The sequence below is a fragment of the Rhizobium tibeticum genome, from assembly GCF_900110205.1.
In the GTDB taxonomy this organism is placed as follows: domain Bacteria; phylum Pseudomonadota; class Alphaproteobacteria; order Rhizobiales; family Rhizobiaceae; genus Rhizobium; species Rhizobium tibeticum.
Window position 1 is genome coordinate 1 of the sequence record NZ_FOCV01000073.1, and the last position, 13,138, is coordinate 13,138.

Consider the following 13,138-nt stretch of genomic DNA (forward strand, 5'->3'; position numbering starts at 1 on the left):
CTACGGCGCAGCAAAGCGAGAGATCATGCCGGGTGTAGAGCATCGCTCCCACAAAGGGTTGAATAATCGGGCGGAGAATTCTCACCAACCAGTCCGGCGGCGAGAGCGGATCATGAAGCGCTTCAAGTCACAGCGACATCTACAACGCTTCGTCTCCATCCATGATCCGATCGCCAACCTATTTCAAATCCCGCGCCACGACATCTCCTCCGGCCACCATCGCGAACTGCGCACGGCGGCGATGAGCCTGTGGGCGAAAATTGCCCGAGCATGAGAGATATCTGCGGATGGCGTCTTTCGCTGGCCTTTCATCCGTTAAGTTTACGATGCCGTGGTGATAAATGGGATATTTGCGATGCCGCCGGCTGTCGAGGTTATCAAACGGGTAATCCGTTTCAGGGTCTGACTCTGCTCGTTCACCTGGTGGTTCAAAGCATCTCGCAGTGCCTGGTTGGGATCATCGATCATCGCTTGGGTGATGCCGGCGGAAATGGGGCTCGTCCGGAATTCGCTCGGAATAGAAAGGTCATATTCACAAAAGGGATTCTTGCTGCCGGGCGCAGGCGGCTGGCCGCCAAACGCGAACGGGATCGTATTGGCCGACGGAATCTCCGGCACCTTATCGAACACGGCATCCTGCACGAAACCGACCGTGCAGAAGAAATTGCCATGGGGAATCGCGCCTAGCCTCGCGATACTTTCGTCGGCCTTTGGAGCAGTGGTTGCTGGGATCCTCAGCCACATGCCGGGTTCGATATGCAACGCGCCGCCGTTGACGCCATCTGTGACACGATGCAAATAGGTGACACCAAAAATGGTGACATCCTCCTGCGCGCTGCCGCGATTGAAGACTGGTGATCCGATCGGAGTAAATTCGATCGTTTCATGCAACAGATTGAGTTGCAGAAGAAGCCGTTTTCGCTGCGGCCGGAAAAGTCAGGGCGGGCGATAAGACTGAAACCTGTCCCTTCCCAGAAACCAGGGAGATCCCTCAGGGCACCGAGCCGGTCAGCCGTGACCCGTTGTGAGGTTGCCGCGCGCCGCAGTGTGGCGGGGGTTTTCGTATGAGGTAGGGAAGACTGTGTATCGTTCATCGTCTCCTGTCCTTCTTGTGGAAATGGTCAGTGTCGGCGATTGACTAAAGCGTCAAACGGCGCTCCAGCTTGGTGAATTCCTGCCGCAGGGTTTCCAATCCGTCGCGGGCAACGTCGTAGGCGCTGGGTCGGCCCGACACAGGCTGGTCCTCCCCGGGAATCCAGAACTTGCGACGGGTCAGATGCAGACCGTTGAGAAAGGCCGGCACTGCATTGAACACTTCGATCAGGAACGGGCCGTCATAAATCGGCAGGATCGGCCCGAGGAAGTTTTCCCAGGGGATCCAGCTATCGTTCAGCGCACCTCGATCAGGCGCGGAGATATGGATGTAGTTCAGACGCCGCTGCTCTACGGTGGTCCGCAGGCTGTTCTCGAAGGCTGCACGCCCGCTGCTTCCAAGCACCACATGGGCGCTGTCGATGGTAAGGCCGGCTTGTGAACTGCCCACGCCTTCCAAGAAGCCGAGCACATCCGAAACCATGTTTGGCGCCGGCGTTTCCCAATGGTCCACCGGCTCGATCGCGAGCTTGACGGCATTCTTCTCAGCATAGTCGGCGAGCTGCTCGATGACAGGGCGCGCTAACTCGTAGCGAGGTCCCAGCCAATCCTGCAGTGCATCGCTCCATAACGGCGTGCCGGAATCGAGCGTCGGAAACACTCCATAAGGAAAGACGATTGGTCCCGCCATTATGGTCTTGCCGCCTAGGATCAAAGTGATGTCGACACGCGACTTCAAATAGGCCAATGCGCCTTCTCTTTGCTCCCGGAGAAGCGAGGTAGGATCGAAGGTCCGCGTCGTGCCGACATTGGTCGTGAAGCGTATCGTTTCGAGACCGGCGGCATCTAAAGCCTGCTTGAAGCGGGCATAGCTGTCGATCTCTGCCTTATGGTCGGTCGTCTGCTGAGCTGCGATCGGCAAGTCGAAACCGTCAAAGCCCATGGCGACCAAGGCCCTGATATGATCGATCATGGTTTGGGTATACGCCTGATCATTCGGCCGCAGGTCCGCCGTAAACATGAACAGGCTCAGGTAAATGTCTCTTTTCGCGACGCTATCCATCGCTACCACCCCAGCGTCTCGCGCAAATAGGCACGCGCCATCTTGGCATACTGAAGCGGATTGGCCTTTGCCGGGGCCTGCTCTGCCTCGATCACCAACCAGCCCGCGAAACCGACCTCAGCGAGTTCCGTGAGGATTTGCGGGAAGGTCGTGATCGAACCGTCGCCGGGAACGGTGAAAATACCGGCTTCGATGGCCGATTCGAACGAGAGGCCATCGGCATGAATGCGGGCCACCACGTCGGCGCGGATGTCCTTCAAATGGATATGCTTGATCCGGGAAGCGTATCTTTTTGTAACGGCCAGCGGATCAACGCCGGCGGCGGCAAGATGGCCCGTGTCCAACAGCAGATGGACCAGACTGGTTTCGGTGTTCTCCATCAGTCGATCGATGGCCTCGGCGGCCATGACGCCAGTGCCAAGATGCGGATGATAGCAGAGGCGTCGCCCCTCTTCTTTAGCGATCCTGCCGATGTCGTGCAGGCCATCGAGCAGTTGATCCCACTGCCCGTCGGTCAGGTTCGGGCAGTTTGGGAACAGTGCGACTGGCAGCGGGTTCACAGCATGACCGAACTCGGCCACCACGAGGTCGGCCTTCCTAGGATCTTCGCTGCCGCCTTCCATTTCCTGCAGAAACGCGAGCTGTTGGCGTACCTTCTGGATCGTTTGCTTCCTCATAGCCGCGATCGTAAAATAGGTGCTGACCCATGGTTCCGAAACGCGCAAACCACGCAGATCGAGAGCCGCCTTCAGCGTTTTCCGGTCGGTCGGATATTTGTGGCCAACACTGCAACCGACATAGCCGGCGAGCGCCATCTCGCTGATGCATTGCTCGAATGGTATGCCGATGTCGATATTGATAAAGTCGTCATTCCACCAGAGTGTCGGCGTGATGCCAAGCCATACCTTTTCCGGGGAAAGCCGTGAGGTCTGAGTGCTCATCTTCCTGGTCCTTTGTCTGTGGTTAAGCTGACATCAACTGGTTGCCCATTCGCAGGATCGCCGGCAAATGCAGGAATCTGTGGCCTGGATGCCCACGAGCCATAGCCCGGGGCTCTTGCGCCTGCGGGGTGGGCACCGATCGCCTTCCACATTAAGCCTTCGACATAAGCCGAGGGCGACACAACAAAGGTGACATCCTTCGGTGCCGGACCGAAGGCCTCCGTCCAAGTTGTCGGCAACTCGTACCAAGTGCCGACGTACCAAAGTTTGACGATGTTGCGCGCGATTGGCCCCAGTTTTTCGTCTCCGAAGATCTCCCGACGAAAACCTGCTTTGCGCTTAAGGGGCAGTTCGCCTTCCGTCTCCCGCAGTACTCGTTCATATGCACCAAAGAGCTCGTCTGCGAGCGCAACGCCGACGACCGTGTCGACCGCCGCAAGGTAAGCTTCGGCCTGCCCCGTGCCCCACAGTTCGAAAGTGGTAAACGCGGTAACCTCGGTGGAGAAGGCGAGAAAATTGTGCAGGCGGTCTTCGGTAATCATGCGCTCGCCTCCGCTGTCACCGTTGCGAGTGTGCTTCTCACTCGGTTGCTACAAACGACTTCGAACGTCGCCGAGGCATTAAAGCCGCCGCTGTCGGGCAATGGATTGCGGATCAGTTCCCCCATCAGGTTTCTGAACTTGAACATCCTCGGCACCGCTTCTAAAAGGAGGTGTGGCTGGCCATTGTAAGCTTGCGTCAGTTGTTCCAGGAAGGTCGCGTAGGCCTGATTGAACGAAAGGGCCGCATTATGGAGCTCCGAGCCGGCTGGAATCTCTGCTAGCTTCAGATTGCATTTGATCGGGAAAGCTGCCTGCCAATCAACGGTGAAGGTCGGGCCGGTCGGATTTTCGGGACGGTCCTCGGGCTGGTAGTAGCGGCCCCGGGTAAGTTCGTCGAAGCGATAATAGTGCGACAGCTCCCTTTCGTGATCGTAGATGCCGCCGCCCACACCCTCTCCCTGCTCCATCACCAAACGTATCGCTGCGCGCGCGCTTTCAATATCCACCACCGGAAAGAGTTCGCCGCCGCCAGAATAGTAGTACTCCGAGGTGACTTGGCGCTCCGGATCTCCGACAAAGATCGTTTTGCCTGCTGCGTTAGACTCCTTTTCAAGAAGGTTGATCCCGTCTTCGATGGCGATGTAAAAATCCCCGATGCTGAAGTATTGCATGTCGCTGGCACCAGGGTGGGTCCCTAGCACCGTCACACCTGCCGGGTAGGGACGCTTGACCAGCTTCTGCGGTCCGGGGGCGAGGCGAGGACGCTCTATCTTCTTGAAGGCCTCGAGCGTTTGCTTGCTGAATGGCGCCAAATGCACCAGGAAATCCGTCTCACCGTCGGGGAGATAGGCTGGATAGTTCGGCACGAAGCCTGCGACGGTGAGGTCCGGTGTTCCCCCGATGGCATTCAGCAGGTTTGCTGCGACCGTCAGATGCAGCATTTCCTCCACTGCAACCACTCGGATGATCTGGACGGCATCCGGGTTGAAACCGGGCCTGATCGAATAAAGCGCCGTCAGATACGGTGGAATCGTCGCGTGTTCCAACTGCATCGCTATGTGGAGATGCGCTTTCAGGTCATCAATCGTCTTGATCGTGTTGGACATCATTGGTTTCTCCGATCGTTGTATGCAGGGAGCGATACATGTTGCGTCATTGCAACTGCTTCACCATGGCGCGTGCGCTGCGGTAGTTGACGGCGGCGAGCGTCAGGGTGACATTGGCAGTGCCGATCGACGGCATGCTGCCGCCGCCAACTAGATAGAGATTATCGTGGTCCCAGGATCGCTGATCGGTGTCGACGGCGGATCTATGCCTGTCTCGACCCATGACGTGTGTGCCAGCAAGGTGATTACCGCCACGGATGGCGTAGCCTTTGCCTTCATATGAGATATAGCCGTAATCGCTCGGGTCGTAGCTGGTGTGGTCGGCCGCTCCTAGCCGGGCAAACATGGTCTTTGCGAACTCCCGGGCATAGGCGGCGGCGCGCAACGTGTATTCAGGCACCGTGAATGAGACCACCGGCCGCACATTCCCAAGCCGGTCGGTGTATTGCGGATCGACGGTCACACGGTTGCTCTCGACCGGCATCACCTCGATCATGAAGGCGAGCAGCAATTGGCGCGAAATTCCCTCAATCAGGGCTCGCCGGAGGTCGCCTCCGAACTGGTTGTGCTGGTCGACCAGTGTGGTGACGTCGGAATAGGGCGAGCCGACCGCCCAACCCCACCCATCATTGTGGATATCAACGCTGAACGCCGCCTGATGCCGTCTGAAGGCGCCGCCACGCAGATCCACGATGCCGCCGGTACAGCTCGTGCCGCGCATGGTGCCGCAAATCTCCGGCATGAGCGCCCAGCTCAGTAGATAGGCATGATCCATGAGGTTGCGGCCGATCAGCCCACTAGTACTGCGTAGGCCGGAAGCCAGCATCAGCCGGGGCGTTTCGATCGCTCCTGCGGCCAATACAAAGATCTTACCCTTGACAGTGATCGTTTCATATTCGGGCGAGTCCGTATCCTTATAGACTTTGACCTCAAGCGCGGTGACCCGGCCGCTGTCGGAATCAATTACGACGCGCGAAGCAACGGCCTGTACGAGAAGCTCGACGTTGCCGCTTTGGAACGCTTTTGCGAGGGTTTTGCCGGAATGATAGCGCGCCTGCACCGGACAGATCGGAACGCAATTTGTGTTGCCCTGGCAGCGCCCGCCCTCCTCGACCTCATGGGTATTCACTGCTCCGACCGGCACATAGCCCTTGCCCCCGTTATAGGCGGGATTCGGGACACCGTTGCGTCCCTGCGGATAGGGACGAACCTTGATCGGATATGTCTGCCCGTAAAGGTTGACATCGGTTCCGTCGATGCCTTTGGCGACCGTTCTGTCCAAGTAGGACAGCGGAAGGCCTCGCATCGGAAACACGTAGTCCTTCGCAAAGGTGACATCGAGATAGGTCTGGTCCTCGACATCGGCGGATACGCCGATTTCCCGCTCGGCGACCTGATAGTCAGCCTCGATGTCGGAGTATTCCAAGGGCCAATCAACACCTTGGCCGAACAGGGATTTTGCCTTAAAATCCTCCTGCAACATTCGGGGCGTCTTGGCCTCCCAATGCATTGTCGTGCCCCCGAAAACCCGCGTATAGACTGTATCGGTCACATAGGGGCCGGATTGCACGATGTAGGTCGAGGCGTCGGTCTCGCCCGGTTGGAGCCTGCGCAGTTTCGGGCTGCGGGGCATCGGGGCGTTGAGATTGACCGGATAGGGCGACTGGTTGTCTTTGATTGCCGCGCTATAAAAGTTGGTGACGTATTCCTCATAGCCGCGAAGCGACCTGTTAATTCCGGATCCTGCTTCAAGGACGAGGACGCGCTTTCCGGCCTTGCTGAGCTCATTGGCAATAATCGCGCCCGAGATACCCGAGCCGACAATCACCGCATCATAGATGCTATCTTCTGAAACGGCCTTGAGGTCCGTCCTTCGCGCAGATTCAATTGGAAACAGCACAGCACACCTCCGTCATAAGTTGTGAGAAACGAATGCCCGTCCTCGGCCTTGTTTTCTGGTTCGCCGGCAACCGACACGGCAACTGGATCTGCGCGCTCCCTTCCCATTTGCGAGGCCGGATGACCGCTCTGTCCCTATGACATCGCCGAATGCGGCATTTTTGACCGAGGCTCCGGCTGCCTGCGATCAGTGCGTGAAGGTCTCGATTAGCCGATCCGCCGTCCGCAACGCCAACGCCGACAGGGTCAGCGTCGGATTTGATGTACCAAGAGTGGGAAAGCTGCCCGAGCCGACCAAGAACAGGTTCTTGTGTTCCCAGGCACGCTGGTCCGCGTCGACGACAGATCCCCTCAAATCCTCGCCCATAGCATGAGTGCCAGCGAAATGTCCCATCCCGTGGTAGTGGAAGGTACGACCCTGGTAATAGGCTGTCGGGAACCAGCTTCCTTTGTCAGGGTCGGTGCAGTCCGTTATTCCGGCTTGCCGAAAGACGTGTTGCGCGACGCCCGCTGCGGCCCCCATTCCGGCAAGCGTGTAGTCATCAATCCGGTAGTCGATTACGGGTCGCGGATTGCCCATGGGATCGCGATATCGCGGGTCAATGCTGACACCGTTGGCCGGATCGGGAAGCTGTTCCACCGCTACCGAGAAACGGACGTGACGTGACAGGTTCGCCTCAAGTTGCTCACGTAGCACCGAGCCGTAGAGGCGGCCCGTCATCACGGCTTGCGAGACGGCCGTATCAGGGGCCCCGGTGCTCGCCCGCCAACCGTCATTGCCCACATCGAAGCGGAATGCCGCATGTCTTGAGCGAAACGCACCGCCTCTCAGATCCTCGATGCCTGCCGTCGACTGAGGGCCTCGATAGGCGCCGACTGGACGTGGCGCGAGCCCCCAGGCATAAAGCGTCGGGTGGTCCATGAGTGTCTTGCCAACCTGGCTACCCGGCCCATTAAGCCCCGAGGCCAGCATGAGCTTGGCGTTTTCCACGGCGTGCGCTGCCAGAACGTAGACGCGAGCCTTGGCGACATGCGTTGTTGAACTGGGCGCGTTCGGATCCGTGTAGCGTTGATATTCAACCCCCTCCACTTCACCGCTTGCTCGGTTGACATGGATCTTCGAGGCGACGGCCTGCGTCAGCACGGTCAGCCGCTTCGGGTCCGCCTGAGCTAGCGTTTTGCCGGCGTTGTATTTTGCCTGCACCGGACAGATCGGCGTACAGGAGGTATTGCCCTCGCACCGCTCTCCGAGATAGCCGGTACCAATGGGCCGGTAGGATTTGCGCGGCACCGAATTCCGGGCCGCGGGGTAGCTTCGAACCTTGAGCCTGAAGGACTCGTCCTGAAGTTGGACCTCCATCCCGTCGATGGCCGCGCCGAGCACCTGATCCGAAAAACTGGGCGGGATGCGCCTCATCGGGTAATCATAACCGTCGGAGAACGTAAGCCCAAGATAGCGTTGTTCGCAAGCGTCCGCGGAAACGCCGATTTCATGCTCCGCCTGCTCGTAATAGGGTGCGATTGTCTCATAATTTATCGGCCAGTCCCGCCCGACGCCATATAGCGATCTCATGCGGAAATCGTCCGGCAGCATTCGCAGCGACACGCCAAGCCAATGCAGGGTTGATCCGCCCAGTAGCCGCGTATAGCTGCTGCCGTAGAGATTGGGGCCGCGTTGGACAAAATAGCCATTATTCGACCGCAAATCCGCTGTGTCCGGTTGCGGCGCACCGACTGCCGGCGGCCAGGGCGATTCAGGTCCCTTGCTGTTTGCGGCGTAAAAATGCTCCAGATGTTCCGTATAATCGTTGAAGCTGCGCGTCGTGCCGGGTCCGGCCTCAAGCAGCAGTACGTGCATGTTGGCCTTGGTCAAGCGCTTTGCGATCATGGCGCCGGCAATACCGGCCCCAACGATCACGACGTCAAAGGACATGTCGTTCGCCATGTCTTCCCCCCGTGGGCACTAAGGCCCATGCCCCGAAACCTTGTGGCTTTGCGCCTGCCGGATGGGCGCCCGCCGCTACCCATTGCAGGCCGGATTGATAGGCTGCTCCAGAGACGAGATGGGTCTCATCGAACCGCGACGTTCCAAATGCGACGCGCCACGCCTCCGGCAATTGCTGCCAGGTGCCGCAATACCAAAGAATGATAACGTTGCGCGCGATCGGCTCGAGCCGCGGATCCTCAAAGATTGCCGCCAGTCGCTCGCCTTCCCCACTTGCCGGCGCCCGCAGGGTGCTGTTGAGCAGATCGTTCACAGTACTGACGGTCACGATCTGATCCAGCAGGCTCAGATACTTCTCAGCCATGCCGGTGCCATGCAACCGCACGGCGTCGAAACCGGTCAGCAAAATCGACAGAGCAACGAAGCTTGCCAATCGTTCGCTCATTTTTTGCTCCTGCCGTTTCGCGCAGGCTTGCCGTCCGCTTCACCGGGCAGCGTGTTCCCGCTGGATCTGGCGCGCACGGCCGACAGAAACGATGCGTAGCTCCATGTCAGATCGTGCACGCTCTTTTCATAGCCGGACGTACCGTCAAACTGTTCGCTCAGCTCATAACGATCACTGTGATAAACGACCGCGCGCAGCATGGCGTCGCCGGCACTACGCAAAGCAGATGCGGCATCGGAGGCGGATGTAACGTTCGTCACGCCAACCTGCGCGAAAAAGTCTTCAGACAGGGTGTCGAAAGGAACGGTCTGCGCCTGATCGATGTCATTGGCGAGACGATAGTAAAGTTCTGCGAAATTGCAGGTGCACAGCGCCCAAGGATGGCCGCCGCTCACCGGATGGGCAACATCGCCGTCGTATGTGTCACCGGGATAGCGGCCTAGGAGGGGCCCAATTCCGCGCGCCTGATCTGCACCATTGATCGGATAGAACGCCTTAGAAACGGGATCAGCCCACTGGCTGCGCAGACGAGCCGCGGTCGCAAGCAGCTTGGTGTCGGTTGCCGGCACCGCCCCGTAGATGCTGGCCGAAACGATGTCGATGTTTGGATCGTAACCAAGCTCGGTGGGGATGACGGATATGCCGGGACCGGCGCCTGGTGCCAGCATCGTTACATAGTACGAGCCGTTCCAATGATCCTGAAGGGCACCCTCAAGCCAGGCAATTGCCGCCGTCGTTTCGGTGGGCACGGCAATGCCATCGGCGTTGGCGGCAACTTCCCTGAAACAGCGCAGGCTGACCGAGCGCGCGAAGAATGACAGGCCTTCATGTTCCTCCCACAGATTGGTGGTGGGCTCCTGATAGACGCCAAGAAGATAAGTCACGTTTGTTTCGATGACTTGCTTGGCAATAGCCTGGGTCGGCCCGTCTAGCTGGTGATAAGCCCGCAAGACAGCGAGGGTCTGGATGGCAGGCCCGTCATCCTGTTCGGTCCACGGTCGCGATTGCCCGGCCACAGTAAAACATGCGTGTCCTAGAGTGGGGTGAGCGTTCATTTGACAGAGCCGAGCGAAGCTGACGTAGTCAACCAGCGCCGGGACGCCACCTCCTTGGGTCGAAGGCAGGCCGGCAGCGGCGATCTCCATGGCGGTGATCGCGGCATCGCGCACCCAGTTGTAGACATAGTCTTGATCAACGCCGGGCGTATTGGTCGGAAAGGACGGTGCGGCGACAACGCAGCCGGGTGCTGAATATTGCCCAGGATTTTCCGGGTCCTCGATGATGTAGCCGTCGCTTGTGACGTTGCGCAGCATCAGGAGGACAAGATAGTTGGCAAGAGCCGCCAAATCGGTTTGTTGATGAGCCGCTTTCGGGGGTTGCCTGCCCAGCGCAAGCGGCACGCCCGCCCGAGCGCGGGTGGTATGGTGGATGGTGTTGGTGATGTTCATCTGTTCCTCCGCTCGAATGCATGAATGCGGCGCAGACGCGCCGAGCAATGAATCAGGCGCCGACTGGACCCTTGTCGCGGATCCAAGTAATTTTGTTGACGACGGTGATCCCACCAGTGTGAGAGGGTGGCGTGCGCAATATCAGCTCGTCGCCTCTGAGCTCGTATGGACGGACCTGTTCGGTTTCGGACCAGTTGGGGAAAGAGCTCCTGTCGATGATATGAATGACGTTGCCTTCTGCAACCTTGTAGCTGCCAAAATAGGCCAGGCTAGTTGAGTAGGCGGTGGCCTGCTCCTCGGCGCTCCCACCGAGGGGATCGCTTGTTGCTAAAGGCAAACGATGGGCGGCCGCCATTTGCACCATCATCTTGGCGCTCGACGTATAGACAAGCAAACCTGATGCGTCCTCACCGAGTGGATAGGAGACATCCCCCTTGCTTGTCGTCCTGAGCCACGCCAATAGTCTCCACGCTCCCTCAAGCTTATTCATAGTGCTCCCTCCGTACATGCTGCCAAGGCCGTCATCGTTCCCACTTCTCTCGTTTCTCGGCAGTAGTGGATGTCGGCCAAGAGGTAGTATTTGAACTGCTGAGCTACTTTAGCGGGTAACCATGGCCGCAAAGGCACTACTCGGGCCGCAGCCAGTCGCAGCGCGTTGTCTCATCGACCGGCCACCAGGCAGGTCGATGAGACAAACGGCATCTTGTTACTGTGCCGACGCACGCATCGCTCCCCTCGGCGTTCGCAGCTCAGAGCGGCAGGTTTGAGCCGCCCCATTGGATATTCTGAATTTCCTCCCCAGATACCCAAAGACCGGCTGGCGGTGCCCCACCCGAATACTGTCATTGGTATACGGCAAGCTCACATCTGATGGCTGCTCTATCCTCCACTTTCGTTAGGTCTATAATTACTTTGCGTTGCGGTAAATGAGCAAATTTGCTTACTTTCGCAGTCCCTATTGACCAAAAGTGGGGCGCTTTTCCGCTGGATCGAAACGGCTCGACGAGTCGGTTCTGGCCCGCGAAGTCGACCTCGAACAGCTCCCATCCGCTTGATCGCCAGCTCAGGACAATGCAAACATCGCCTTTGTTCATGAACTTGTCGAAGGCATCGAAGCCGGTGCCATGTTTGCCGACAAGGGCTACCATGCCGACCACCTCTGCGACAGGATCGCTAACACCGGGACGAAGTGGTCATCCTGCCGAAGTGCAATCGAACAACCCAGCGTCCCAATGACATCCCTCCCTCTAAGAGCCTGAATCAAAAAGGATGTTTTGATAGCAAGCTCTTGCGAGCCTGCGTGTGAGCAGGCGAATGTGGGCGACGTATATTCAGGCTTCTGCGGAGGCGATGGATTTCTCCCAGTCCTTGGCCAGCCTGCGGCATCGCCCCAGCCATGCGAATGTGCGCTCCACGACCCAGCGGCGCGGCAGGACCTCGAAGCCTTTGGCTTTGTCCGTCCGCTTGACGATCTCCAGGGTGAACGTGCCGATCTTTTGCATCGCGCCCTTAAGCTTCGGCCCGGCATAGCCGCCGTCGGCGAAGACGTGTCGCAGCCACGGCCAGCGTTCGAGAATGGTCTTGAGGGCAGCCGGTGCGCCGTCCTGGTCCTGGATATCGGCGGCATGGACGACGAGACCGACCATCAGGCCGATGGTGTCGACAACGATGTGACGCTTGCGCCCGTTGATCTTCTTTCCCGCGTCGAAGCCCCGAATTCCGCCGCTTTCCGTGGTCTTGACCGATTGGCTGTCGATCACCCCCGCCGTGGGACTCGCTTCCCGACCCTCGGCCTCGCGCGCCCCATGACGAGGCTGTTGCTGATGGTCCGCAACAGGCCCTCCTCACGCCAGCGATAGAAGTACTTCTGCACCGTTGAAAAGGGTGGGAAGTCTTTCGGCAGCAATCGCCACGCGCCGCCCGACGAGGCGAGGTAAAGAAGTGCGTTCACGACCTCGCGCAGGTCCGTCTTGCGCGGCCGGCCGATGCGGTTCGCCGACGGCATCATCGGCGCAATCAGCGCCCACTCCGCATCGGTCAGATCGCTTGCGTAACGGGCGCAACGCCGCTCATAATGCGCACGGGTGATTTCAGTCCAGGCCATCGTGATCTCCATCGAATCTCGCAAATCCGACGGAATCACAACCTGCTGAAATCACTCAACTCTTTTTGGAACGGACACTAAGGAGAGAAGTCGTATCGAGCATTCTTCAAGAAGCTCACAGTTCCGCCGTGTCGCAACTCGCTACGACAAGTTGCTTGCATCATGACTTTCGTCAAACTCGCCGCTGTCATCAAGTGGCTCAACACTCGATTCGTCACCACGACCTAGCACTACTTTGGCAGATTAATCCTCGGTTAACGATGATCGGCGATCCTTGGCACTTCAACAGGGGTGCGAAGGATGGCAGAGCAGGATGTTGCACTGACGGAATGGCTGAAGCCGTTTGTTGAGAAGCTTGGCCACAAGAAGCGTCGGCAGATGTGCCCGATCTATGTTTCTGGCCTGATCGGGCCGGGAGATCGCAAGAGTATCGAGCCGATGGCGGAGCGCCTGGCACCTGATCGCTATGACCGCCTGCATCATTTCATCTCGGATGGCATTTGGGACGCCGGTCCACTTGAGGCGGAATTGGCGGTGCAGGCTGACAGAATAG

General features: G+C 58.6%; 14 protein-coding genes and 1 pseudogene. 3 read left to right on the forward strand and 12 right to left on the reverse strand.

Annotation, left to right across the window (positions count from 1 at the left end):
- The coding region (locus BSG20_RS33130) for a DDE-type integrase/transposase/recombinase (RefSeq protein WP_143147590.1) at window positions 1-274 on the forward strand (274 nt) is incomplete at its 5' end.
- Between the two features lie 47 nt (window positions 275-321).
- Here the strand turns inward: BSG20_RS33130 and BSG20_RS33135 are convergent.
- From BSG20_RS33135 to BSG20_RS33190, 12 genes are all read right to left on the reverse strand, one after another.
- Entirely contained in the window at window positions 322-891 is a 570-nt protein-coding gene (locus BSG20_RS33135; protein WP_093041751.1) for a hypothetical protein, read from the reverse strand.
- A gap of 247 nt (window positions 892-1,138) precedes the next feature.
- Window positions 1,139-2,155, reverse strand: coding sequence for a sugar phosphate isomerase/epimerase family protein (locus BSG20_RS33140; RefSeq protein ID WP_093041753.1), 1,017 nt, complete (start codon window positions 2,153-2,155; stop codon window positions 1,139-1,141).
- A 2-nt stretch (window positions 2,156-2,157) separates the two neighbouring features.
- The gene (gene iolE, locus BSG20_RS33145) at window positions 2,158-3,096 is read right to left on the reverse strand and encodes a myo-inosose-2 dehydratase (protein WP_093041756.1); all 939 of its coding nucleotides are present in this window, start codon (window positions 3,094-3,096) and stop codon (window positions 2,158-2,160) included.
- Window positions 3,093-3,638 (reverse strand): hypothetical protein, encoded by a 546-nt coding sequence (locus BSG20_RS33150; protein ID WP_244551837.1) that lies wholly within the window; start codon window positions 3,636-3,638, stop codon window positions 3,093-3,095. Before BSG20_RS33150 ends, iolE begins: the two co-directional genes overlap by 4 nt.
- Complete coding sequence (locus tag BSG20_RS33155) at window positions 3,635-4,747, reverse strand: ferritin-like domain-containing protein (protein WP_093041758.1); 1,113 nt, start codon at window positions 4,745-4,747, stop codon at window positions 3,635-3,637. The genes BSG20_RS33150 and BSG20_RS33155 overlap by 4 nt, the downstream gene beginning before the upstream one ends.
- A gap of 43 nt (window positions 4,748-4,790) precedes the next feature.
- Entirely contained in the window at window positions 4,791-6,644 is a 1,854-nt protein-coding gene (locus BSG20_RS33160; RefSeq protein ID WP_093041762.1) for a GMC family oxidoreductase, read from the reverse strand.
- Between the two features lie 186 nt (window positions 6,645-6,830).
- Window positions 6,831-8,588, reverse strand: coding sequence for a GMC family oxidoreductase (locus BSG20_RS33165; protein ID WP_093041766.1), 1,758 nt, complete (start codon window positions 8,586-8,588; stop codon window positions 6,831-6,833).
- Window positions 8,566-9,033 carry a hypothetical protein gene (locus tag BSG20_RS33170; protein ID WP_093041769.1) on the reverse strand — a complete coding sequence of 156 codons (468 nt, stop codon included), beginning with the start codon at window positions 9,031-9,033 and terminating at the stop codon, window positions 8,566-8,568. Before BSG20_RS33170 ends, BSG20_RS33165 begins: the two co-directional genes overlap by 23 nt.
- Window positions 9,030-10,481 carry a glycoside hydrolase family 15 protein gene (locus tag BSG20_RS33175; RefSeq protein ID WP_093041772.1) on the reverse strand — a complete coding sequence of 484 codons (1,452 nt, stop codon included), beginning with the start codon at window positions 10,479-10,481 and terminating at the stop codon, window positions 9,030-9,032. The genes BSG20_RS33170 and BSG20_RS33175 overlap by 4 nt, the downstream gene beginning before the upstream one ends.
- A gap of 52 nt (window positions 10,482-10,533) precedes the next feature.
- Window positions 10,534-10,971: a lipocalin-like domain-containing protein gene (locus BSG20_RS33180; RefSeq protein WP_177309920.1), complete on the reverse strand. Its 438-nt coding sequence runs from the start codon at window positions 10,969-10,971 to the stop codon at window positions 10,534-10,536.
- A 352-nt stretch (window positions 10,972-11,323) separates the two neighbouring features.
- Window positions 11,324-11,629 (reverse strand): hypothetical protein, encoded by a 306-nt coding sequence (locus BSG20_RS33185; protein WP_093041778.1) that lies wholly within the window; start codon window positions 11,627-11,629, stop codon window positions 11,324-11,326.
- Between the two features lie 183 nt (window positions 11,630-11,812).
- Window positions 11,813-12,585, reverse strand: a protein-coding gene (locus BSG20_RS33190) for an IS5 family transposase (RefSeq protein WP_143147592.1) whose coding sequence is annotated in 2 segments (ribosomal slippage) — window positions 11,813-12,285 and window positions 12,285-12,585 — 774 coding nt in all. Because the reading frame shifts where the segments join, the coding sequence is not laid out codon by codon here.
- A gap of 79 nt (window positions 12,586-12,664) precedes the next feature.
- Here BSG20_RS33190 and BSG20_RS36070 point away from each other — a divergent pair.
- Both BSG20_RS36070 and BSG20_RS33195 read left to right on the forward strand, forming a co-directional pair.
- A pseudogene (locus BSG20_RS36070) lies at window positions 12,665-12,813 on the forward strand (IS5 family transposase); the annotation flags it as partial.
- 72 nt (window positions 12,814-12,885) lie between these two features.
- A partial coding sequence (locus BSG20_RS33195) for a transposase (protein WP_143147591.1) occupies window positions 12,886-13,138 on the forward strand: 253 nt, incomplete at its 3' end.

Coding starts and splice junctions, on each gene's coding strand:
- BSG20_RS33140 (WP_093041753.1), bottom strand. CDS start 2,155: ATGGATAGCGTCGCGAAAAGAGACATTTACCTGAGCCTGTTCATGTTT.
- iolE (WP_093041756.1), bottom strand. CDS start 3,096: ATGAGCACTCAGACCTCACGGCTTTCCCCGGAAAAGGTATGGCTTGGC.
- BSG20_RS33150 (WP_244551837.1), bottom strand. CDS start 3,638: ATGATTACCGAAGACCGCCTGCACAATTTTCTCGCCTTCTCCACCGAG.
- BSG20_RS33155 (WP_093041758.1), bottom strand. CDS start 4,747: ATGATGTCCAACACGATCAAGACGATTGATGACCTGAAAGCGCATCTC.
- BSG20_RS33165 (WP_093041766.1), bottom strand. CDS start 8,588: ATGGCGAACGACATGTCCTTTGACGTCGTGATCGTTGGGGCCGGTATT.
- BSG20_RS33170 (WP_093041769.1), bottom strand. CDS start 9,033: ATGAGCGAACGATTGGCAAGCTTCGTTGCTCTGTCGATTTTGCTGACC.
- BSG20_RS33175 (WP_093041772.1), bottom strand. CDS start 10,481: ATGAACATCACCAACACCATCCACCATACCACCCGCGCTCGGGCGGGC.
- BSG20_RS33180 (WP_177309920.1), bottom strand. CDS start 10,971: ATGAATAAGCTTGAGGGAGCGTGGAGACTATTGGCGTGGCTCAGGACG.
- BSG20_RS33185 (WP_093041778.1), bottom strand. CDS start 11,629: ATGGTAGCCCTTGTCGGCAAACATGGCACCGGCTTCGATGCCTTCGAC.